Source organism: Arthrobacter sp. K41, assembly GCF_059089645.1.
In genome coordinates, this window is record NZ_JBNHEW010000008.1 from 41,620 (window position 1) to 61,957 (window position 20,338).

20 protein-coding genes are annotated in these 20,338 nt (G+C 65.1%); 6 read left to right on the forward strand and 14 right to left on the reverse strand.

Going from position 1 to position 20,338, the window contains the following annotated elements:
• Positions 1 to 55: 55 nt before the first annotated feature.
• Positions 56 to 952, reverse strand: coding sequence for a tRNA glutamyl-Q(34) synthetase GluQRS (gene gluQRS, locus AC5RTE_RS15845; RefSeq protein WP_494042332.1), 897 nt, complete (start codon positions 950 to 952; stop codon positions 56 to 58).
• Between the two features lie 341 nt (positions 953 to 1,293).
• On the opposite strand from gluQRS, the gene AC5RTE_RS15850 reads away from it, so the two are divergent.
• Positions 1,294 to 1,752: an Lrp/AsnC family transcriptional regulator gene (locus tag AC5RTE_RS15850; protein WP_494042401.1), complete on the forward strand. Its 459-nt coding sequence runs from the start codon at positions 1,294 to 1,296 to the stop codon at positions 1,750 to 1,752.
• Positions 1,753 to 1,755: 3 nt separating this feature from the next.
• Here AC5RTE_RS15850 and AC5RTE_RS15855 read toward each other — a convergent pair whose 3' ends face one another.
• The gene (locus tag AC5RTE_RS15855) at positions 1,756 to 2,211 is read right to left on the reverse strand and encodes an Lrp/AsnC family transcriptional regulator (protein ID WP_494042333.1); all 456 of its coding nucleotides are present in this window, start codon (positions 2,209 to 2,211) and stop codon (positions 1,756 to 1,758) included.
• A gap of 105 nt (positions 2,212 to 2,316) precedes the next feature.
• Between AC5RTE_RS15855 and AC5RTE_RS15860 the strand changes: the two genes are divergently transcribed.
• Positions 2,317 to 2,970, forward strand: coding sequence for a LysE family translocator (locus tag AC5RTE_RS15860; protein WP_494042334.1), 654 nt, complete (start codon positions 2,317 to 2,319; stop codon positions 2,968 to 2,970).
• Here the strand turns inward: AC5RTE_RS15860 and AC5RTE_RS15865 are convergent, their stop codons facing one another.
• Positions 2,971 to 3,948: a hypothetical protein gene (locus tag AC5RTE_RS15865; RefSeq protein ID WP_494042335.1), complete on the reverse strand. Its 978-nt coding sequence runs from the start codon at positions 3,946 to 3,948 to the stop codon at positions 2,971 to 2,973.
• 155 nt (positions 3,949 to 4,103) lie between these two features.
• On the opposite strand from AC5RTE_RS15865, the gene AC5RTE_RS15870 reads away from it, so the two are divergent.
• Positions 4,104 to 4,310: a hypothetical protein gene (locus AC5RTE_RS15870; protein ID WP_494042336.1), complete on the forward strand. Its 207-nt coding sequence runs from the start codon at positions 4,104 to 4,106 to the stop codon at positions 4,308 to 4,310.
• A 1-nt stretch (position 4,311) separates the two neighbouring features.
• Here the strand turns inward: AC5RTE_RS15870 and AC5RTE_RS15875 are convergent, their stop codons facing one another.
• From AC5RTE_RS15875 to AC5RTE_RS15895, 5 genes are all read right to left on the reverse strand, one after another.
• Positions 4,312 to 4,686 carry a nuclear transport factor 2 family protein gene (locus AC5RTE_RS15875; RefSeq protein ID WP_494042337.1) on the reverse strand — a complete coding sequence of 125 codons (375 nt, stop codon included), beginning with the start codon at positions 4,684 to 4,686 and terminating at the stop codon, positions 4,312 to 4,314.
• A gap of 39 nt (positions 4,687 to 4,725) precedes the next feature.
• On the reverse strand, positions 4,726 to 5,229 hold the full coding sequence (locus tag AC5RTE_RS15880; RefSeq protein ID WP_494042338.1) for a DUF456 domain-containing protein: 504 nt from the start codon (positions 5,227 to 5,229) through the stop codon (positions 4,726 to 4,728).
• A gap of 98 nt (positions 5,230 to 5,327) precedes the next feature.
• A complete protein-coding gene (locus AC5RTE_RS15885; RefSeq protein ID WP_494042339.1) occupies positions 5,328 to 6,527 on the reverse strand; it encodes an NAD(P)-dependent malic enzyme in 1,200 nt (399 codons plus the stop codon).
• A gap of 280 nt (positions 6,528 to 6,807) precedes the next feature.
• Positions 6,808 to 7,416: a TetR/AcrR family transcriptional regulator gene (locus AC5RTE_RS15890; protein ID WP_494042340.1), complete on the reverse strand. Its 609-nt coding sequence runs from the start codon at positions 7,414 to 7,416 to the stop codon at positions 6,808 to 6,810.
• Positions 7,417 to 7,554: 138 nt separating this feature from the next.
• Positions 7,555 to 8,841 carry an MFS transporter gene (locus AC5RTE_RS15895; protein ID WP_494042341.1) on the reverse strand — a complete coding sequence of 429 codons (1,287 nt, stop codon included), beginning with the start codon at positions 8,839 to 8,841 and terminating at the stop codon, positions 7,555 to 7,557.
• Positions 8,842 to 8,965: 124 nt separating this feature from the next.
• On the opposite strand from AC5RTE_RS15895, the gene rraA reads away from it, so the two are divergent.
• The 3 genes from rraA to AC5RTE_RS15910 all read left to right on the forward strand — a co-directional run bounded on the left by rraA (position 8,966) and on the right by AC5RTE_RS15910 (position 12,885).
• Positions 8,966 to 9,466: a ribonuclease E activity regulator RraA gene (gene rraA, locus AC5RTE_RS15900; RefSeq protein WP_494042342.1), complete on the forward strand. Its 501-nt coding sequence runs from the start codon at positions 8,966 to 8,968 to the stop codon at positions 9,464 to 9,466.
• A 107-nt stretch (positions 9,467 to 9,573) separates the two neighbouring features.
• Complete coding sequence (locus AC5RTE_RS15905; RefSeq protein ID WP_494042343.1) at positions 9,574 to 11,226, forward strand: MDR family MFS transporter; 1,653 nt, start codon at positions 9,574 to 9,576, stop codon at positions 11,224 to 11,226.
• A 219-nt stretch (positions 11,227 to 11,445) separates the two neighbouring features.
• On the forward strand, positions 11,446 to 12,885 hold the full coding sequence (locus AC5RTE_RS15910) for a sugar porter family MFS transporter (protein WP_494042344.1): 1,440 nt from the start codon (positions 11,446 to 11,448) through the stop codon (positions 12,883 to 12,885).
• Between the two features lie 109 nt (positions 12,886 to 12,994).
• Here the strand turns inward: AC5RTE_RS15910 and AC5RTE_RS15915 are convergent, their stop codons facing one another.
• The 6 genes from AC5RTE_RS15915 to AC5RTE_RS15940 all read right to left on the reverse strand — a co-directional run bounded on the left by AC5RTE_RS15915 (position 12,995) and on the right by AC5RTE_RS15940 (position 20,268).
• Complete coding sequence (locus tag AC5RTE_RS15915) at positions 12,995 to 13,756, reverse strand: iron ABC transporter ATP-binding protein (RefSeq protein ID WP_494042345.1); 762 nt, start codon at positions 13,754 to 13,756, stop codon at positions 12,995 to 12,997.
• Positions 13,753 to 14,799 carry an iron chelate uptake ABC transporter family permease subunit gene (locus AC5RTE_RS15920; protein ID WP_494042346.1) on the reverse strand — a complete coding sequence of 349 codons (1,047 nt, stop codon included), beginning with the start codon at positions 14,797 to 14,799 and terminating at the stop codon, positions 13,753 to 13,755. The genes AC5RTE_RS15915 and AC5RTE_RS15920 overlap by 4 nt, the downstream gene beginning before the upstream one ends.
• Positions 14,792 to 15,799 (reverse strand): ABC transporter permease, encoded by a 1,008-nt coding sequence (locus tag AC5RTE_RS15925; RefSeq protein WP_494042347.1) that lies wholly within the window; start codon positions 15,797 to 15,799, stop codon positions 14,792 to 14,794. The genes AC5RTE_RS15920 and AC5RTE_RS15925 overlap by 8 nt, the downstream gene beginning before the upstream one ends.
• Positions 15,800 to 15,826: 27 nt before the next feature.
• Complete coding sequence (locus tag AC5RTE_RS15930) at positions 15,827 to 16,774, reverse strand: siderophore ABC transporter substrate-binding protein (protein ID WP_494042348.1); 948 nt, start codon at positions 16,772 to 16,774, stop codon at positions 15,827 to 15,829.
• A gap of 237 nt (positions 16,775 to 17,011) precedes the next feature.
• A complete protein-coding gene (locus AC5RTE_RS15935; RefSeq protein WP_494042349.1) occupies positions 17,012 to 18,175 on the reverse strand; it encodes a mannitol-1-phosphate 5-dehydrogenase in 1,164 nt (387 codons plus the stop codon).
• The gene (locus AC5RTE_RS15940) at positions 18,175 to 20,268 is read right to left on the reverse strand and encodes a PTS mannitol transporter subunit IICBA (protein WP_494042350.1); all 2,094 of its coding nucleotides are present in this window, start codon (positions 20,266 to 20,268) and stop codon (positions 18,175 to 18,177) included. Before AC5RTE_RS15940 ends, AC5RTE_RS15935 begins: the two co-directional genes overlap by 1 nt.
• Positions 20,269 to 20,338 lie beyond the last annotated feature (70 nt).

The window sequence follows — 20,338 nt, forward strand, 5'->3', positions numbered from 1 at the left end:
TAAGCCTAGGCTGAGCGGGCTCCGTTGGCTCAACCGGGCTCCCTGATGGCGGAAATCAGTGCGCGGCAGGCTTGATGCCGTTGTATACCCAGGGCTCCCTCGGGACGTCAGCGGGATCGAATGCTGCCAGGGCCTTCTCCAGAGGCCCGGCCGGCAGTCCCAGCGATTCCAGTAACCGGTCGCGTACTACAGCGGCAGGGCATCCCGCCACCGACAGATCCAGCAATGTCACTGCACCGTCGCGCTTCGCCAGGCGGGCGCCGTCGGCATTCACCACCAGCGGAACATGCGCATATTCCGGAACTGGAATATTCAGGAGCGACGCGAGAAAGGCCTGCCGTGGCGTCGACGGCAGCAGGTCGTCGCCACGGACCACCTGGTCGATACCCTGTTCGGCGTCGTCCACCACCACGGCAAGGTTGTAGGCGGTCACGCCGTCGTTGCGGCGGAGCACAAAGTCGTCCACCAGGCCTGTGTACGTGCCGTGGAGCAGGTCGTGCACGGTGTACCGGGATGTATCGGCGCGCAGCCGGACAGCGGCCGGCCGCGTGGAGCGCTTGAACTCCAGCTCGGCGGGGTCAAGGTTGCGGCAGGTCCCCGGATAGGCACCCTGCGGGGCGTGCGGGGCGGACGGTGCCTCCTGGATTTCGCGCCGGGTGCAGAAGCACTCGTAGGTCAGGCCGGCCGACTCCAGGCGCGCGATCGCCTGGGCGTAAAGGGAGCTCCGGGCAGTCTGTCGCACCACATCGCCATCCCAGGTGATGCCGATGGCCTCCAGGTCCCGCAGCTGCTCCGCTTCCGCGCCGGCGCGTGCGCGGTCCAGGTCCTCGACGCGGAGCAGGAACTTCCGGCCGGTGGAACGGGCAAAAAGCCAGGCGAGTACGGCTGTCCGGAGATTCCCCACGTGAAGTTCCCCGGAAGGGCTGGGGGCAAAGCGGCCTGCGGAGGTCATGGGTCAACCCTATTCGCCGCAACGATGCGCGGGACAACACAAGAGCCCCTCAGCTACCGGTGACTTCGGGAATCCGACGCCGGTAGCCCAGGGGCTCTTGCCGTGTTTGCAGAATGACTATGGTGTGAACAAGTGTCAATCAGCGGCGGCCTCCTTGCGGGAGGCGGTGTCCAGAACCCGGGTGGTGTGCCGGGAGCCTGTAAGCCGGTGGGGGTCAAGCGGTAGCTCTTGCCTTTATTGCCATCATTTGAGCAGACAACCTACAGTTGGAACAACAAGCAACGCGCCACTTGGTCAGTCTGATCAATGCGTCAGGCCCGAACCGGCAGGAACTGATCAAATTGCAGGAACTGGACGCCACGGACAAGCGCATCCTGAAGGGCCTGGACGAAGACCCGCGTGTTCCCGTTATGGTGCTGGCCCAGCGGCTGGGCCTGGCCCGCGGAACCGTGCAGACCAGGCTGGAACGGATGACGGCGTCCGGAGCGCTGCGCCCGAACAGCAGCAGGGTTCTTCCCGCCGCACTGGGCCGAGGAGTCGCTGCTTCGGTCAGCGCGGAACTGGACCAGAGCCACCTCAACGAGGCCATTGCCGCGCTCCGCAAAATCCCAGAGGTACTTGAGTGCCACGCGCCGGCCGGGGACACGGACCTGCTGATTCGCGTAGTAGCCGCCAGCCCAGACGACCTCTACCGCGTTTCGGAGGAAATCAGGTTGTGCCCGGGCATCGTACGGACTTCCACCAGCATGTTCCTCCGTGAAGTCATCCCCTACCGCACCACCGGCCTGCTCAACGATTGACAGCTAAACCGGGGGCCCCGCGTTGGACTTGAGGTTTTTCATGACAAGGGTGGACGTCAGCCGCTCAACCCCGGGCAGGGACGTCAGTTCGGCATCATAGAAGCGCTGGTAGGCGGGCAGATCCTCGGCGATAACCTTCAGCAGGTAGTCGGGCGATCCGAAGAGCCGCTGGGCCTCCACGACATTGGGATTGTCCGCGACACGGTTTTCGAAAACCTCCATGGTGGAACGGTCCACCTGCCGAAGGGTGACGAACACAATCGCCTCGAATCCCAAGCCAACAGCCGATGGATCAATGTCCGCCCGGTAGCCCCGAATCACGCCCGAACGTTCCAGATCCCGCAGCCGCCGATGGCAGGGAGCGACGGTCAAGCCAACCTTCCCGGCGAGCGCCGTGGCAGTCATCCTGCCATCCTCTTTAAGGTGGCGCAAAATATTTCTGTCAATATGGTCAATCACGCAAGAATCTTACCGCTGGAGCAGCAGCTCGGGCGAGAAAGGACAGCACTTCCGGACGGAAAGTATCTAGGGTTTCTCCTGACACCCCACCTGGCAGGAGAAACGATGAATCCGGAGCTGTTCTTGGCTTTTGTGCTGGTGGCTGCAGCGTTGGCCTGCACGCCAGGGGTGGACTGGGCGTACTCCATCGCCGCAGGTCTGAGGCAGCGCAGCTTCGTGCCGGCGGTGGCAGGGCTGTGCGGCGGATATGTCCTCCACACGGTCCTGCTGGTGGCCGGCCTTGCTGCCCTGCTCACGGGGATGCCCGGGGTCCTTGGCTGGATCACCCTTGCCGGCGCCGGCTACCTGCTGTGGCTCGGGGTGAGCACCCTTCGCTCCTGGCGCGGGGCCAGCTTTTCGGCCGGCACCGGCAGCGACGGACATACGCGGCTTCGCTCCTTCCTCCAGGGCATGGGAACCAGCGGCATCAACCCCAAGGGCCTGCTTTTCTATGTGGCCCTCGTTCCGCAGTTTGTCAGCGCAGAGGCGCCCCTGCCCATCCCGGTCCAGTCGGGCCTGCTCGGCATGACGTTCGTACTGCTTGCGGGGCTCGTATACACCGCCGTCGCCCTGTTGTCCCGCACCCTGCTGCAAAGCCGGCCGGGTGCTGCCCGGACGGTGACCCTGGCCAGCGGTGTGATCATGGTGGTGCTGGCGGCGGTACTGCTCGGAGAACAGCTCCTGCCGCTCCTTGGCGGGGCCCTGGGTGACGGTGCCTAACTAGTCGTCGCTGAGCTGTTTCCAGTCCTGTTCCCAGATGCGGCGCATTTCCTCGTCTTTGCGGATGGGAACCGGTCCGGCGATTTCCCGCTGCGGCACCGGGTCCTCGCGCCGCCGCCCCCAGTCCCGGGGGTTGAGCGATCTCCGGCTGGAGTCAAGAAGCAGGAGCGCACGGTCCGTCAGGGCGTCGTTCCGCAGGGTCAGGTGCGTCTTCCGCCGCCGCAGGACCTCGGCCAGGGCCTGGTTCGCCGCCTCCAGCCGGCCCTCCCGCCGCAGCGCCCGCGCCCGCACGAGCAACAGGGCGGCAGAAAGATCGTCCGCGTTGAGCAGGCCATCGGTCCAGTCGATCACTGTGCGGCTCCGGCCGAGGGTCAGCGCCAGCGAACAGCGCGCCAAGGCCATGGGGAGCGACGGCGGCAGCCCGCTTAGGGCGTCCAACGCTGCCTCCGTGCGCCCCGTCTCCCGCAACGAATGTGCCAGTGCGAGGAACACCGACTCCTCGCTGAACAGGATGGGGATTTCCACCCGTTCGGCCAGTTCGATTTGGGTGACGATCCTGGTGAGGTAGGTGGAGGAATAACGGTTGGCTTCGTCTTCATTCCTGGTGGTAAGCCCGCGCTGGAGAAGTTCCGACGCTCGAAGGTAGCCGCCCTGCTTGTAGACCAGCAGTCCGGCCATGAGGTAGCAGAGCCCGGCCCATCCGGGATAAGCCCGTGCCAGGGTGATCAGCTGTTCGGGATGGCGGCTGGCGAAGACTGCCTCGTGTACGGCCTTGGCGGGCTTTGGCAGCATCCGTTTGAGCCGTGGGATTTCACCGTCCACTGACAGCAGGGCCGGGTGGCGTCCGCCGAGCACACCGGTGAGCAGGCCGCCCACTCCCCCGGCGAGCTCATGGACTGGCGTCCGCAGCTGGGGCTGGCCGAACGGTGTGAGGTCTCTGCTGTCCCAATAGATCGGTGGAGGGTCCCCGGGCATCATCTTTCCATGCTAGCCGCGACTTCCAGCAGTGCGGAGCGGTTGCTCCCGGGTGGCCCGTGGCCGGGCCGCGCGGCGGCCGGTACTTGTTCCGGCTGGGAATTTCCGCAAGGCTGGTAAGCACCCTTAGCAGTTCCGCCGTCAATAAGGAGAGCACAGTGCAAATCGACAAATCCCAGATCCTCGAGCTCCTTCGAAACCAGGGGGACCATGACAAGGCCGCCCAGGCCGACTCGGAGCTGCCGGACCAGGTGGACACGGACCAGCATGCCGGAATCCTGTCCAAGCTGGGCATCAACCCCGCAGATCTGCTGGGGAAACTCCCTGGCGGCCTCGGGGACAAGCTGGGAGGGCTGGGCCTCTAGCTCATGGCCGTTCCATAAACCATTCCGTGAAGGCCGATGCCCTGCCGGAGCCGTCCAGCTGGAGTACCCAGAGGTTGTCATAGGTAGGTCGGCCGCCGGAATAGGTGGTAACGCCCTGGATAAAAACGGTGTCGCCGTCCGCGCCCAGCAGCTCCCAGCTGAAGCTCCAGTCCCCGGGCTCATCGCGGGCGGCGAGCCACCCTTCAATGATTCTGTCCAGCCCCTGCCATGCCGCGGGGTCATGGGGCCGCGTCTCATACCTTGCGTCCGCGGTGAAGAGCGCACGGATGTCCTCGGGCCTGTTGCTGGTCCATGCGGTTTGGTACTTCTCCATCCAGGCGGACACCTGCTCCTGCGCCGAACGTTGCTCAGTCATGGTGCCGTTCTACGCCCTGCCGTTTGAGGCCGCAAGGGCTCAGCCGTTCGCGGCCGCGACCCACACACCGATCACCCAGGTGCTGGCCGCGAGGCATGCCAGGCCGAACTCGGCGAGCATGCCCAGCCCGGTGGCTTTGAGGGCTGCCCAGCTCGAAGTCGTCGCTGTACCGATGTTGCGGGTGCGGAGGAATTCGCTCAGCAGCAGGCCGGCCGCAAATCCGACGAAGAGCCCCACCACGGGAATAATGAACATGCCCACTACGCCCGTAACCAGGGCGGCCGCAATGCTTCTGCTGGGGATGGCGTGTTCCTTGAGCTTCCTGCCCGTGAGGACGGCGCCGGCGGCCATGCCCGCAACCACAAACAGCATGGCAATCGCGAACACCACCCACCCTGCGGTGCCGGCTCCGCCCCAGATGGCCCACGCCAACAGACTGGCGCCGATCAGGATGCTGCCCGGAAGCACCGGGATCACGGTGCCTGCCACGCCTACAAGAATTGCCAGGCCGCACAGGACGGTCACCACGGTTTCCGAGTTCATGGTCCCCAGTCTATGGTTCGGCCCGGATAACCCCCGACGGCGGTGCCACCCGCGCAGGGGAGGCACCGCCGTCGTAATTTCAGGAAAGCGGTGTGCTGCTACTTTGCTTCCACCGCTGCGGCAACGGCCGCGGTGACAGCCGGAGCAACCCGATGGTCCAGCGGACTGGGCACAATGTAGTCGGCCGCGAGGTCCTCCGCCGCGAGGTCAGCGATGGCGTTGGCGGCGGCAAGCTTCATCGCGGGGGTGATCCGCCGGGCACCTGCGTCCAAGGCGCCGCGGAAGATGCCCGGGAAGGCCAGCACGTTGTTGATCTGGTTCGGGAAGTCACTGCGGCCGGTGGCCACCACGGCGGCATACTTCACTGCAACCTCGGGCAGGACCTCGGGGTCCGGGTTGGAGAGGGCGAACACGATGGCGTCCTGGTTCATCAGGGCCAGGTGTTCCTCGTCCAGTTTCGAGGAGGAGACACCGATAAAGACGTCGGCACCGGCCAGCGCCTCGGCAGGGCCGCCTGCCAGGGCGCGGGGGTTGCTGCGGCCGGCGATGTCGGCCTTTTTGCTGGCCTGGTCCGCAGCAAGGTCGGTACGGGCGCTGTCGATGATGCCGCGGGAGTCGAGGAGGACCACGTCGGTGATGCCGGCGGCGAGCAGGATTTCGGCGACGGCGATGCCGGCGGCACCGGCACCGGAAACCACCACGCGCAGGCTCTCCAGCTGGCGGCCGGTCACCTTTGCTGCGTTGGTCAGCGCTGCAAGGGCAACCACGGCGGTGCCGTGCTGGTCATCGTGCATAACGGGGCAGTCCAGGGCTTCAATAAGCTTTTCCTCAAGCTCGAAGCAGCGTGGAGCGGCGATGTCCTCGAGGTTGACGGCGCCGAAGCTGGGGCGCAGGCGCACCAGGGTCTCAACGATTTCATCCACGTCCGTGGTGTTGAGCACCAACGGAATGGAGTCAAGGTCGCCGAAGGTCTTGAACAGGGCCGACTTGCCCTCCATCACGGGCAGGGAGGCGCTGGCCCCGATGTTGCCCAGGCCCAGGACCGCAGTGCCGTCGCTGACCACGACCACCAGACGCTCGGCCCAGGTCAGGGTGCGGGCAAGCTCAGGCTGCTTGTGGATGGCGCGGCTGACTTCAGCCACGCCAGGGGTGTAGGCGATGGACAGGTCGCGCTTGTTGGACAGCGGCACCGTGCTGGCGATGGAGAGCTTGCCGCCCTGGTGGGCGTCGAAGATCTCGGCTTCGCTCAGCGCGGTGGCTGCGGAAATATCAGTGGCTGCAATTGCGTCAATGGACACGTCGTTGTCTCCTGGTACTCGCCGTGGGCACACGGCACAAGGGGCTCATACCCGAACAGGCACGAGTCGAAGGTGGTGCGGCGGAAAACCCTGGGGTGGCGGGTCCTTGGGAGCTTCGGTGGTGGCCCAGCCGCTCCGTTGTGGACCATGGTAGGCAGCGAAGCGGACGCCTGCTGCCCGTTTTGACAAACATGCAGCCTGCCAAAACGGTTTTCCACCTCCCCTCGTGATCCGCGTCGCGGAAATAAGTGCGATTTATGCGCTTGATGGTCTAGACCGGTTACGCGCTTCGGTGAAGTGTGTAGCTGCCTTCGGTGGCTGGCGCGAGCCGTGCGCAGGCCTTTTTAAGGTCTTCCTCCGCCTCGAAGAGGGAAAGGCGGCGGTTGCGGACGGACTGGACCAGACCAGTGACGGTCAGCAGGAGCACCCGGGCAGCGGTTGCGTCTCCGGAGGCATTGGCTACCAGCTTCTCGCTCAGCGCATCGATGTCGCGCAGGAGCGCGGTAGTGTCTCCGTCGGGAAGATAGATCCCGCGGCTCAGGCACTGCTCGACGGCGGGCTGCATAACGCGCATATGGAACATCTCCATCAGCAACCCGCCCAGCGCCCTGCCCCGGAAGCGCGACGCGGTGGTGCGCCCGGCAATCTGCAATTCCCCGAGCTGCTGGCGGTAGAGCGCGAGCATCAGGTGCGTGCTGGTGGGGAAGTAGCGGTACAGCGTCCCCAGGGGCACATCAGCCTTGGCCGCCACCTCGGGCAGCTCCACTGCGTCCAGGCCCTTCCTGGCATAGCCGCCGGCGGCCTCGAGGATGCGCGCATAACGGAGCCGCTGGCGGGGAGCGGAGGGTATGGCGGCCATTGGCGGATGGTCTGGAAAGGTCTCAGGCATCTGTTTTCCGGGTTGTGTTCGACGGTGCTGCAGCCGGGAGCGTCTTCATCCCGGACCGCCTGCAAATCCGGTTCAACTATACGGCACCGCCATGTGGCGGAATTCGTCAGGTGGCTTAGTTCCGGCCCCTCGGCAGGGTCACCGGACGCCCTTGATCTTCACCACGAACACCGCACCCAGCAGGCCAATGACTGCTGCCGTGATGAACAACGTGAGGTACCCGCCGAAGTACGTCACAGCGAGGAACGCGAGCAGGGACGCGAACACCTGGGGAAGCGAGCTCGCCACGTTGATGATGCCCATATCCTTGCCCCGGTCCGCAGCCATGGGCAGGACCTGGGTCAGCAGCGCGAGGTCAACAGCAAGATAGGCTCCGAACCCCACGCCCAGGATGGCGGCTCCAACAAGTGCGCCCGTCCAAACGGGGAAGAAGGCCAGTGTCAGCCCCGCCGCGGCAATGACTGCAGAGGACCCGATCACGAAAGGCTTCCGCCGGCCCACCCGGTCGCTCCACCGCCCCGCCACCACCGCGGAGATCATGACCATCAGCGCGTAAATGCCGGTCAGGGTCAGGACTCCCAGGGCCGGGTCCTCATGTTTGAGGACGTCCCGAAGGAAAAAGAGCAGGTACACAATGGTCAATTGGTTGCACACGTTAACAAGGAAGCGGGTGAGCCAGGCCCAGGCGAAGTCCGGGTAGCGGACGGGGCTGATCCAGAAGCTCCGGACAAAGCTGACCCAGGCGAAAGGCGGGCGGTGGTCCAGCGGCAGCTGGGGATCGTTGGGGTGGAAGAGATAAGGCAGCACGGAGACCATCAGCGCCCCGGCGCACAATGCGTAGCCCACCATGTAGTTGCCGCTGACGACGGCGCCAAAAACTGCGCCGATCAGGATCCCCAGCGTTTGGCCCATAGCGGCCAACCCACCCACTCCACCGCGCTGCAGCACCGGTACGCGGTCCGGGACTGCGGCAGTGATCGCCGCGTAGGCCGCGTTGGCCCCCAGCTGCACCAGGCACCAGAACAGCACCATAAGGGCAACGGTCGTGGCGCCCGAGAGCGCCAGGAGTGCAGCCGTAGCCAGGATTGCGCCGGCGAGCACCCAGGGAGACCGGCGGCCAAATCGGGAGGTTGTCCGGTCCGAGAAAGCGCCAAACAAAGGGTTGGCCACCAGGGACACTGCAGCGCCGCAACCCAACACGAGGGACAGGATCGCTTCCTTGCTGTCCTCGTCAATCCCGATGGCCTGCTGCCCAAGGAACACGTTGATGGGGCCAAAAAAGGCCGCGTTAATGCCCACGTTGACCAGGACAAGCCCGGTGACCCACCGGGCAGTGACGCGTCGTGTCGGTTCGGCGAGGGCTGCCGCCGGACCTTCCGGAACGGCTCCCCGGTCCAAGGGGGCGGGAGTATCGGACAGGCTCATGATTCGCTCCCCGGGCTACGGCTGATTGACGACGGAATCAGACTATCGTGGGCGTTACCGCGCCGCTGCGCCCACGGACAGCACGGGCACATATGGCGGCAGCCGAAACACCGAGGAGAACTACATGAGCGCAGCGACCAGCCCTAACGAGGCGGCTCCCGCCGTCAACACTGCAGACCTCTACGACGAACGCGGCGACGATCTCGCCTCGGTGTCGCTGCAGTTCCAGTCCCTGGGTGGCCGTTCCCACTTCAGCGGAAAGGCACGGACCATCCGCTGCTTCCAGGACAACGCCCTGGTGAAGTCCACCTTGGCCACCCCGGGCAACGGCAGCGTGCTGGTGGTGGACGGTGGCGGTTCGCTGGCGACTGCCCTGATGGGGGACATGATTGCCGAAAGCGCCGTGGCGAACGGCTGGGCCGGCGTCGTCATCAATGGTGCGATCCGGGACCGCGAGGCTATCGGCCGGCTTGACCTGGGCGTGAAGGCACTGGGCAGCAACCCGCGCAAGAGCGCCAAGGCCGGCGCCGGCGAAGTCGACGTGGATGTGGAGATCGACGGCGTGACCATCCGTACCGGGGCAAGGATCTGGTGCGACCCGGACGGGATCCTCGTGGAGCGTTGAGCCGCATGCCAGGGAGGGGAAGGAAAGCGTACCGCCGCGGGGAATACGCCGGGGCGTGCGATAGTTACTGAAAGCAACTATCGTTTTTTCCCTTCCCTGGAGCATCCATGTCCACACCCAATGCCAACCGCGCCGCAGGAGAAACCCTGACGCAGCGCCAGATTGTCACCGTAATGGTGGGCCTGATGCTGGGCATGTTCCTGGCATCGCTGGACCAGACCATCGTCTCCACGTCCATCTACACCATCGCCAATGACCTTGGCGGGCTGTCGCTTCAGGCCTGGGCCACCACGGCCTACCTCATCACGTCTACGGTCAGCACACCGCTGTACGGCAAGCTGAGTGACATCTTCGGCCGCCGGCCGCTGTACCTGGCCGCCATCGTGATCTTCCTGGCGGGCAGCCTGTATGCCGGCTCGGTCCACTCCATGACCGAACTTGCCCTGGCCCGGGGTGTCCAGGGCCTGGGCGCGGGCGGTTTGCTGGCGCTGGCGCTGACCATCATCGGCGACATCGTGTCCCTCAAGGACCGGGCCAAGTACCAGGGCTACTTCATGTCCGTGTTCGGCGTCTCGTCGGTGCTGGGACCGGTAGTGGGCGGCGCGTTCGCAGGATCCGCCACCATCCTCGGCTTCGACGGCTGGCGCTGGGTGTTCCTCATCAACCTGCCCATTGGCCTGGCCGCGCTGGCTGTGGTGTTCCTGTTCCTGCACCTGCCGGCCAAGCACGTAAAGCAGAAGATCGACTATTGGGGCGCGGCAGCCATCACCCTGGCCATCGTGCCGCTGCTGCTGGTGGCGGAACAAGGCCGCAGCTGGGGCTGGGCATCCCTGAACTCCTTCCTTTGCTACGGGCTGGGAGCAGTAGGAATCGTCTGGTTCCTGCTCGCCGAAAAGCGCGCCGGGGACTACGCGCTGATCCCGCTCCGGCTCTTCCGGAACGCCACCTTCGGGCTGTCCTCGCTGCTGAACTTCATCATCGGCATCGGCATGTTCGGTGCCATCGCCATGCTCCCGATGTACCTGCAGCTGGTTAAGGGCCTTACTCCCACGGAAGCCGGCCTGATGATGATCACCTTCACCGTCGGCATCCTGAGCGGCTCCATCACGGCCGGCCGCACCATCTCCTCCTCCGGCACCTACCGGATCTTTCCGATTATGGGCACCGCGATCCTCACTGCCGCTGCCGTGGTGATGGGCCTGTCCCTGGGCGTGGACACCGGCTTGTGGGTTCCCGGACTGATCGCGGTGTTCTTCGGCATGGGCCTGGGCTTCTGCATGCAGCCGCTCACCCTGGCCATGCAGGTGTCCGTGCCGCGCCGGGACATGGGCGTTGGCACCTCTTCCGCCGCCTTCTTCCGCTCCATGGGAGGCGCGGTGGGCACGGCGGTGTTCATCTCCATGCTGTTCAGCCTGGCCGCCGGACGGATCGCGGACACCATGAAAACCGCCATGGGAAATGCCGACTACCAGGCCGTCCTTCAGGACCCCGCAGTGGCCGCGGACCCCGCCAACGCCAAGCTGTACGAGTTCTTCCGCAACGGGGCCTCCAATGATTCCCTCAACGACACCAGCTGGCTCCACACGGCAGACAGCACGCTGACCCGGCCCATTACGGAGGGTTTTGCCTACGCAATTGATGCCGTCATGCTCACCGCAGCCGTGCTCACCGGAATCGCGTTCCTGATCAGCTTCGCCCTCCCCAACAAGAAACTGACGGACCCCAAGGCGGCTCCGCAGGAGCAGGCCGTGGTGCACTGACCTTTCCGTCTCCCTCACCTGGGACGACGACGGCGGGCCCTTCCCGCCGTCGTCGTCCCTTTCTGTCCCCAGGGCAGCCGGGGGTCCGTCACCACCTCAATTGGAACAGTCCGCGGCCGCGTGGAACACTGTGAATCGCGTGTGCGCCGGCCAGGGGCCGGTTCCGCAGCCGACGACGTCCGCACCGCAGCCACCAAACCCCAGAACCAAGGGAGAACCATGCCCACTGCCCAGGAGCAGACAACCGCCCAGATACCGCGGCGGGTGATCTGGCTGGCGCTTGCAGGTGCGGTGGGCGGATTCCTGTTCGGCTTCGACTCGTCGGTGGTTAACGGCGCTGTTGATGCCATGAAGGACGAGTTCGCGCTGTCCGAAGCTGTGACGGGCTTTGCCGTGGCCATCGCCCTGCTGGGCTGTGCAGCCGGCGCGTACCTGGCGGGGAAAGTGGCCGACCGCTACGGCAGAATGCCCGCCATGAAGCTGGGCGCGCTGCTCTTCCTGGTCAGCGCGATCGGCACCGGCTTTGCCTTCAGTGTTTGGGACCTGATCTTTTGGCGCCTGGTGGGCGGGCTGGGGATTGGACTGGCCTCGGTGATTGCCCCCGCGTACATCTCCGAGATCTCCCCCCGCAAGGTCCGCGGCCGGCTCGCCTCCCTGCAGCAGCTTGCCATCACTACGGGCATCTTCGCCGCCCTGTTGTCCGACGCGCTCTTCGCCACCAGCGCCGGCGGCGCCGACCAGGCCTTCTGGCTGGGCATCGAGGCGTGGCGCTGGATGTTCCTGGCCGCCGCGCTGCCCGCAGTGGTCTACGGCTGGGTGGCCTACACCCTACCCGAATCGCCCCGGTTCCTGGTGTTCCTGGGCAAGGAAGATGAAGCGCGCAAAGTCTTTGATTCCATCGCTCCGTCGGAGGACACCGACCGGCACATCCGCGAGATCCGCGAAGCCATTGAAGAGGACAAGCTGGCCGGCCAGAAGGGTTCGCTGCGCGGCAGGACCTTCGGCCTGCAGGCGGTTGTGTGGGTGGGCATCATCCTGTCCGTCCTGCAGCAGTTCGTGGGCATCAACGTGATCTTTTACTACTCCACCACCTTGTGGAAGGCGGTGGGATTCCAGGAAAAGGACTCGCTCACCATCTCGGTGGCCACCTCCATCACCAATATCCTGGTTACCCTTGTGGCCATTGCGCTGGTGGACCGCATCGGCCGGCGCCCCATCCTGCTGACAGGCTCAGTGGGTATGGCCGTGTCCCTCGGCGCTATGGCCCTGGCGTTTTCCTCGGCGGTTGGTTCCGGGTCTGACATTTCCCTCCCCGGCGCCTGGGGCCCCGTGGCCCTGGTGGCCGCGAACGTTTTTGTGGTCAGCTTCGGGGCATCCTGGGGTCCGCTGGTGTGGGTCCTCCTTGGCGAAATCTTCCCGTCCCGGATCCGCGCCCGCGCCCTTGGCCTGGCTGCCGCCGCACAGTGGGTGGCCAACTTTGCGATCACGCTCAGCTTCCCGGTCATGGCCGCTGGTTCGTTGCCGCTGACGTACGCCATTTATGCGCTGTTCGCCGCGGCGTCGTTCTTCTTTGTGATGTTCAAGGTGCCGGAGACCAACGGCATGTCCCTGGAGCAGGCTGAGACGCTGTTTGTGGCGAAGGGCTCCAGGAAGGGCTAGCAACGCTCTATCAGTTAACGGGCGTTTTCCTCGGACGCTCTCTCACTTACCGTCGCTAAACAGCAAACCCTCCTTCACAGCCTGTGAAGGAGGGTTTGTGCGCTCCCGGTCAGGCGAAGTAGACGCCGATCCGGTTGCCGTCAATGTCCTCGATGCGGATGTCGATGTCGTACACGTCGCGGAGCATGGCCTGCTGCATGATCTGCCGGGGGCTGCCCTGATGGACCAGGCGGCCGTTCTTCATGGCCAGGATGGTGTCCGAGTAGCAGGACGCGAAGTTGATGTCATGGACCACCAGGACGATGGTCTTCCCGAACTCGTCAGCCAGCCGGCGCAGCAGCCGCATCATCTCTACAGAGTGCTTCATGTCCAGGTTGTTCAGCGGCTCATCCAGGAGCAGGTACTGGGTGTCCTGGGCCAGCACCATGGCGATAAAGGCCCGCTGGCGCTGGCCGCCGGAAAGTTCGTCCACGAACTTGTCCGCCATGGGGGTCAGGTCCAGGTGCGCAATGGCCTCCTCCACCTTGGCAAGGTCCTTTACTGTGGGCCGTCCCCCTGAGTGGGGGAACCGGCCAAAAGCCACGAGGTCCCGGACCGTGAGCCGCATGGTCAGATGGTTTTCCTGGCGCAGAATGGCCATGGTCCTGGCCAGTTCCCGGCTGTCCGTGGAGGCGACGTCCAGCCCGGCCACCGAAACAGCACCTGCCTCGAGCGGCTGCAGCCTGCTGATCAGCGAGAGCAGGGTGGATTTCCCAGCCCCGTTGGGACCGATGATGGAGGTGATGCCGCCCTGCGGGATCACGCAGCTGACGTCATCCAGGACAGCCTGGCCGCCGTAGCTCTTGGAGACGTTGCTGACCGCGATGGTCATCGAAGGGCCCCTTTCAGGAGGAGGTAGAGGAACAGGATGCCGCCGGCGAACTCGATAACCACGCTCAGGGCGGTGCTGAAGCCAAAGACCTGCTCCAGGAGCAGTTGCCCGCCTACCAGGGCGACGGCCCCGATCAGCACCACAATGGGCAGCAGCCAGGCATGGCTGAAACCGCGGCACAGCTGGTAGCCCAGGCTCACCACCAGCAGCCCGAAGAACGTCACGGGCCCCACCAGCGCGGTAGACACTGCCACCAGCAGCGAGCAGCCCAGCAGGACCCGCATCACCACCTTCCGGTGGTTCACCCCCACGTTGATGGCAACGTCCCGGCCCAGCGCCAGGACGTCCAGGGTGTGGCGGGCACGCCAAACAAAGGTGCAAACAGCGGCAACGATGACCGCCGAGACGCCCAGCAGCGCGGGATCGACGTTGTTGAAATTTGCGAAGAACAGGTCCTGGAGGATGATGAACTCGCTGGGCTCCATCAGCCGCTGCAATAGCGAGGACAGGCCGCGGAACAGGCTGCCGAGAATGACGCCAACCAGCAGGAGCAGGTGGAGGGAGCGGGTGGCGCCGGTGAACATCCAGCGGTACAGCAGCGCACTGAACGCCACCATCAGCAGCACTTCGGCGCCGAACTGCATCGTGGGCGGGGCGGCCACCACCGCCGCGGCCCCCAGGGTGAACGCCAACGCCGTCTGCACCAGGATGTACAGCGCATCGAAGCCCATGATGGACGGCGTCAGGATACGGTTGGCGGTGACGGTCTGGAATAGCAGCGTTGACACGCCCACTGCGACGGCCACCAGCAGCATGGCGGCAACCTTGGTGGCGCGGCGGGGCAGGATGTAGCCCACGTTGCCCTTGAGTTCGAAGAACAGGAACAGGCAGACGACGGCGGCAGCGGCCACTAGCAGGACGCCCAGGACCACACGCGGTGAGGCCCTGCGGACGCCGGCCAGGAGCCCGCGCGGCCCTCCCGCCGTCGGACTCGTGACGCCCGTCCCCTTGTCCGGCGGCAGCAGTGTTGTGCTCTCAGGCATTGCGTTTCCTCAAAATCAGGGCGAGGAAGAGAACAGCGCCCAGCACGGACATCACCATTCCCACGGGAACCTCGTAGGGGTAACGGATGGTCCGGCCGATAATGTCGCAGACCAGCACGAACGCGGCCCCGAACAGGGCAGTCCACGGCACGGCGCGGCGAAGGTTGTCGCCGAAGATGAGGGACACCATATTCGGCACTACCAGGCCCAGGAAAGGAACGGCGCCTACGGTGGTCACCACAACCGCGGAGATCAGCGAAACGATGATCAGCCCCAGCCGCATGGTCCGGCCGTAGTTCAGGCCGAGGTTGGTGGTGAAGTCCTGGCCCATGCCGGCCACGGTGAAGCGGTCAGCGGCGAGCAGGCCCAGCAGCATCAGGACGGCGACGATCCACAGCAGCTCGTACCGGCCCCGAAGGACGCCGGAGAAGTCGCCGATCATCCAGTTGCTCAGGGTCTGCAGCAGATCGTAACGGTAGGCGAAAAATGTGGTGACGGCGGCGATGACACCGCCCAGCATGATGCCCACCAGCGGGATGAGCAGGGTGTTGCGGGCGGGCAGCCGCCGCAGGATGGCCAGGAAGAGCGCGGTCCCCAGCAACGCGAAGGCACTGGCTACCAGCATCTTCACCAGCACCGGGGCCTGGGGGGCGAAGACGGTGACCACCAGGATCCCCAGGGTGGCAGACTCAACCGTTCCCACCGTGGAGGGCTCCACAAAACGGTTCCGGGCCATGAGCTGCATGATTAGCCCGGCGACAGCCACCGCCATCCCGGCGAGCAGCACTGCGAGAGTGCGTGGAACCCGGGATATCCAGAAGATTTCGACCGTGGCTGCGTCCCCGGCCAGCAAGGCGGGAAGCGAAACGTCGCTGACGCCCACGAACATGCTGGCAACGGCGAGCGCAAGGACGGCAACAACAGCCGCAGCCAGGCCTGCACTGTGGCGGGCCTGGCTGTGGCGTGCCGGCGCCAGGGGGCGCACGGCGGTGGCGGTCATTGGCGGTTCAAGCTTCGGAAGCGGGCGCTAAGCAACAGAGTCGGCGACGGCATCCACCATGGCCTTGACGTTGTTCAGCCCGTAGCCCACGATGTACCAGCCGGCGGGGTCAAGGCTGACGACCTTGTTGTTCTTGGCGGCATTCGTTGACTGGACCAGTTCGTTGTCCAGGATGGGGTTGGCTGTGGCGCCTTCGGTGCCTACCGCGGTGTCGCGGTTGATCACGTAAAGGATGTCCGGGTTTGCCTGCTTGATGTACTCGAAGGAGATGGCCTCGCCGTGGCTGCCCTCAACCTTCACGTCAGCGGCGGTGGGCACGCCCAGGACGTCGTGGATGATGCCGAACCGCGAACCTGCGCCATAGGCCGTCACCTCACCGCCGGAGGTCAGGACGATCAGGCCCTTGCCGGCATTGGAGGCCTTTGCTTTGGTCTCGGTAATGGTGGCGTCCACTGCGGCCAGCTTTTCTTCCACTTCCGAGGATTTGTCGAAGATGGTCCCGAGTTTTTGCGCCTGACCCTTGAAGCTCTCCAGCGGCTGGGCCGCATCAACGGACAGGTCGATGGTGGGAGCGATCTTGCTCAGTTCCTCATAGGCCCCGGCGGTCCGGCCGGAGATGATGATGAGGTCCGGGTCCCCGGCGCTGACGGCCTCGAAGTCGGGCTCCTTCAGGGACCCGATCTTGGTGTACTTCGCATCCGAGTACTTGGACAATGCTTCGGGGTAAGCGGCCTCAGGTACGCCTGCCGGTTCAACGCCCAGCGCGTCCAGGGTGTCCAGGATGCCAAGGTCGAAGGTGAAGACCTTCTCCGGGTTCACGGGCACGTTGGCGGTGCTGCCCTGGGCGTGCTCCACCGTGATGGTGGCCGCTTCCTTCGCGGGGGTCGCCGTCGCGCTTCCTCCGCAAGCGGTGACGGTCAAAAGTGCCGCTCCCGCCGCCAGTGCCCCCAGGTAGCTCGACAGCTTCTTCTTCACGATCTTCTCCGCTCGGCTAATACGTCACAACTTCGTTGCCTAATAATCCCAGAGCCTATAAGTAAGGGAAGGCTAACTTCAAAACGACGGCCGCCGCTGCGGGTTATAAGTGAGCGAGATCACACGAACGACGCCGGCACTCGGGTGAGTGCCGGCGTCGTGACTGCAGAAGGACCGCCGGAAAGCGGCAGAACCTGCGCTAGGGTTTCCGAAAAAGCCGCAGGAAGTGAGAGAGGGTCAGGCGGGGGTCCGGGCGACCTCCGCCTGCCGTTCCTCCACCAGGGTGGAGACGGCATTGAACAGCGGGTGCCCGGGTTCCAGTCCGGTGATCCGCCCGGTTGCCTCTGCCGGGCTGGCCGAGGCAAGAATGCCGGCCAGCTCTGTTGCTTCGGAATCTGCGGGATCGTTGAAGCGGAGCGCAGCGGCAATGGCGCCAAGTAATGCTTCCGGCACCACACCCCGCTCAGCCAGTTCGGCGGCAGGGCCGATGAAGCGTTCGTGCCGGCTCAGCTTCCGCAGCGGGGCCCGGCCTACCCGGTTTACCGTGTCCGGCAGGTGCGGATTGGAGAACCGCCCCAGGATTTTCTGGACATAGGCCTCCTGTTCGTTGTTGTTGAAGCCGTGCTTTGCCACCAGGAGTTGCTTGGTTTCTTCCAGGACCGCCCGGACGTCCTCGGCCACGTCCTGGTCCGCCATGGCGTCTGAGATTTTCTCCAGGCCGGCCTCGAAACCGAAGTAGGCGGCCGACGCGTGGCCGGTGTTCACCGTAAACAGCTTCCGCTCGATGTAGGGCGCGAGCTCATCCACGAACGTGGCGCCCGGAATCGCCGGGGCGGCACCGGCAAAAGCAGTCCGGTCAATGACCCATTCATAGAACGTCTCCACGGTGACGTCCAGGCCCTGCCCGGCCTCCTGGTTGGGGACGATGCGGTCCACGGCCGTGTTGGCGAAGACCGCACGTCCTTCCAGGGCGCCGGCGGCGGCCTCCGGACGGGAGGCCACCTCCTCGGCCAGGATATCGGTGGCGTTAATGGCGTTCTCGCAGGCCATGACCTGCAGGGGGGCCAGCCCGGCATCCCTCGCGGCGATGCCCCTGGCGATGACCGGTGCCACGAACTTCAGGACGTGCGGCCCCACTGCCGTAGTGACGATGTCCGCCGTCGCGATTTCGGCGATGAGCTCCGCTTCCTGGGTGTTGGAATTCAATGCCCGGAAGTTGCTCACCAGCCGCTTGGTGGGCTCCTCCCCCACCTCGTGGACGGCGTAGCTGTCCGCCTTGGCGAGCTGGTTGATGAGTTCCTCGGCGACGTCGGCGAACACCACCTCGTAACCTGCGTCATGCAGGAGGAGTCCCACAAAGCCGCGCCCGATGTTTCCGGCCCCGAAATGTACAGCCTTCACTATGCGTTGACCTTTCCGAAGAGCTCCAGGACCTCGTCCTCGGACGTGGCGGCCTCCAGCCGGGCCACCTGTTCCTTGTTGGTAAAGACCTTCGCGATGGAGGACAGGATGTGCAGGTGCTCGTTGTTGATACCGGCGACGCCCACCACGAACTTGACCTGCTTGCCGTTCCAGTCAATGCCTTCGGGATACCGGATCACGGACACCGCAGACTTCCGGATGTGGTCCTTCGCGGCGTTGGTGCCGTGCGGGATGGCCAGGAAGCTGCCCATGTAGGTGGACACGGACTGCTCGCGCTCGTGCATGGCCCGCACATAGTCCTCATCCACCGCACCGCGGGCCAGCAGGAGCCGGCCGGCTTCGTCAATGGCGGCGTCACGGGTGGTGGCTGATCCGCGGAGCACTACGCTCTCGCGGGCCAGGATTTCGGACGTTCCGTGGGCTGGGACTTTGGTAGCGGATGCTCCGGCGGCGGTCCCGGCGGCGGCCGCTCCGGTTGCTGCACCCGCTGCTGATCCGCTTGCCGGTCCCGTTGCGGAGGCCCCGCCGGGCGTTCCCGCACCGGCGTCCGGACCTTCCGTTGCCACGGACCCCTCAGTGTTGCTCTCCCTGACCAGCTCAACGATTTCGTCGTAACGCGGGCTGCTCATGAAGTTGTCCACGGAAAAGTGGACTGCGCTGGACGTCGCCGGTTTGGCGCGCTCCGTCAGGTCCTGGTGGGTGATCACAACGTCATAGTCATCCTTGAGGTTGGCGATGGAGGCGTTGGTGACCTTGACGTCCGGGAAGCCGGCAGCCTTTATCTTGTTGCGCAGCACCGAGGCGCCCATGGCACTCGAGCCCATGCCGGCGTCGCACGCGAACACGATGTTCTGGACCGGACCTGCCAGGACGCCAACCCCGCCGCCTGTGGCAGCACTTGCGCCGGCGCCCGCCAGAGTGGAGGCAACCGAGCTCTTCTTGCCCTTCATCTGCTCCATCCTGGAGGTGGCGGCGTTCAGGTCGCCTTCGTCGCTGTGCTTGGTGGTCTTCATGATCACCGAGGCCACCAGGAAGGACGCCGCCGTGGCCAGCAGGACCGCCAGGATGACGCCCAGGTAGCTGTCGCGGGAGGTTTGGGCGAGCACCGCGAAGATGGAACCGGGTGCTGCGGGGGCAACCAAGCCGGAGCCCGTGATGGCCAGCGTGGCAATGCCCGTCATGCCGCCGGCGATGGCGGCGAGGATAAGCAGCGGACGCATCAGGACGTACGGGAAGTAGATCTCGTGGATGCCGCCGAGGAAATGGATGATGGCGGCACCGGGAGCGGAGGCCTTGGCGGCGCCGCGGCCGAAGAACATGTAGGCCAGCAGGATGCCCAGGCCGGGGCCGGGGTTTGCCTCCAGCAGGAACAGGATGGACTTGCCCTGCTCCAGCGACTGCTGGACGCCCAGCGGGGTCAGAACGCCGTGGTTGATGGCGTTGTTAAGGAAGAGGACCTTGGCCGGCTCGATGAAGATGCTGGTGAGCGGCAGCAGGCCGTTGTCCACCAGGAACTGGACCACATTTCCGGCTCCGGTGCTGAAGGCCTGGACCACCGGCGCAACCGCGTAGAAGCCGACCAGGGCCAGCAGCGCGCCCCAAATCCCGGCGGAGAAGTTGTTGACCAGCATTTCGAAGCCAGGGCGGATCTTGCCGTCCCAGATCGAATCGATCTTTTTCATGGTCCAGCCGCCCAGCGGGCCCATGATCATGGCGCCGATGAACATGGGGATGCCGGCACCCACAATCACGCCCATGGCTCCAATAGCGCCCACGACGCCGCCGCGGACGTCGTAGACCATCCTGCCGCCGGTGTAGGCGATCAGGAGTGGCAGCAGGTACGTGATCATTGGGCCCACGAGGCCGAGGTTTTTCACGCCCTCGGCGTTGTTTCCCCACCCACCGAGCTCCGGAACAGGCAGCCAGCCCTTTTCAATGAAGAGGGCTGTGATGATGCCCCAGGCGATGAAGGCGCCGATGTTGGGCATGATCATTCCGGACAGGAACGTCCCGAACTTCTGGACGTGTACCCGCGCACTGGTGCGGGGTTTTGCAACTGTCTCTGTTGCCATGTGATTTCCTAACCGTCATTCCCGCTGCTTCGCAGGATGGTCCGATGATTACGACGACGTGCTGGTGGAA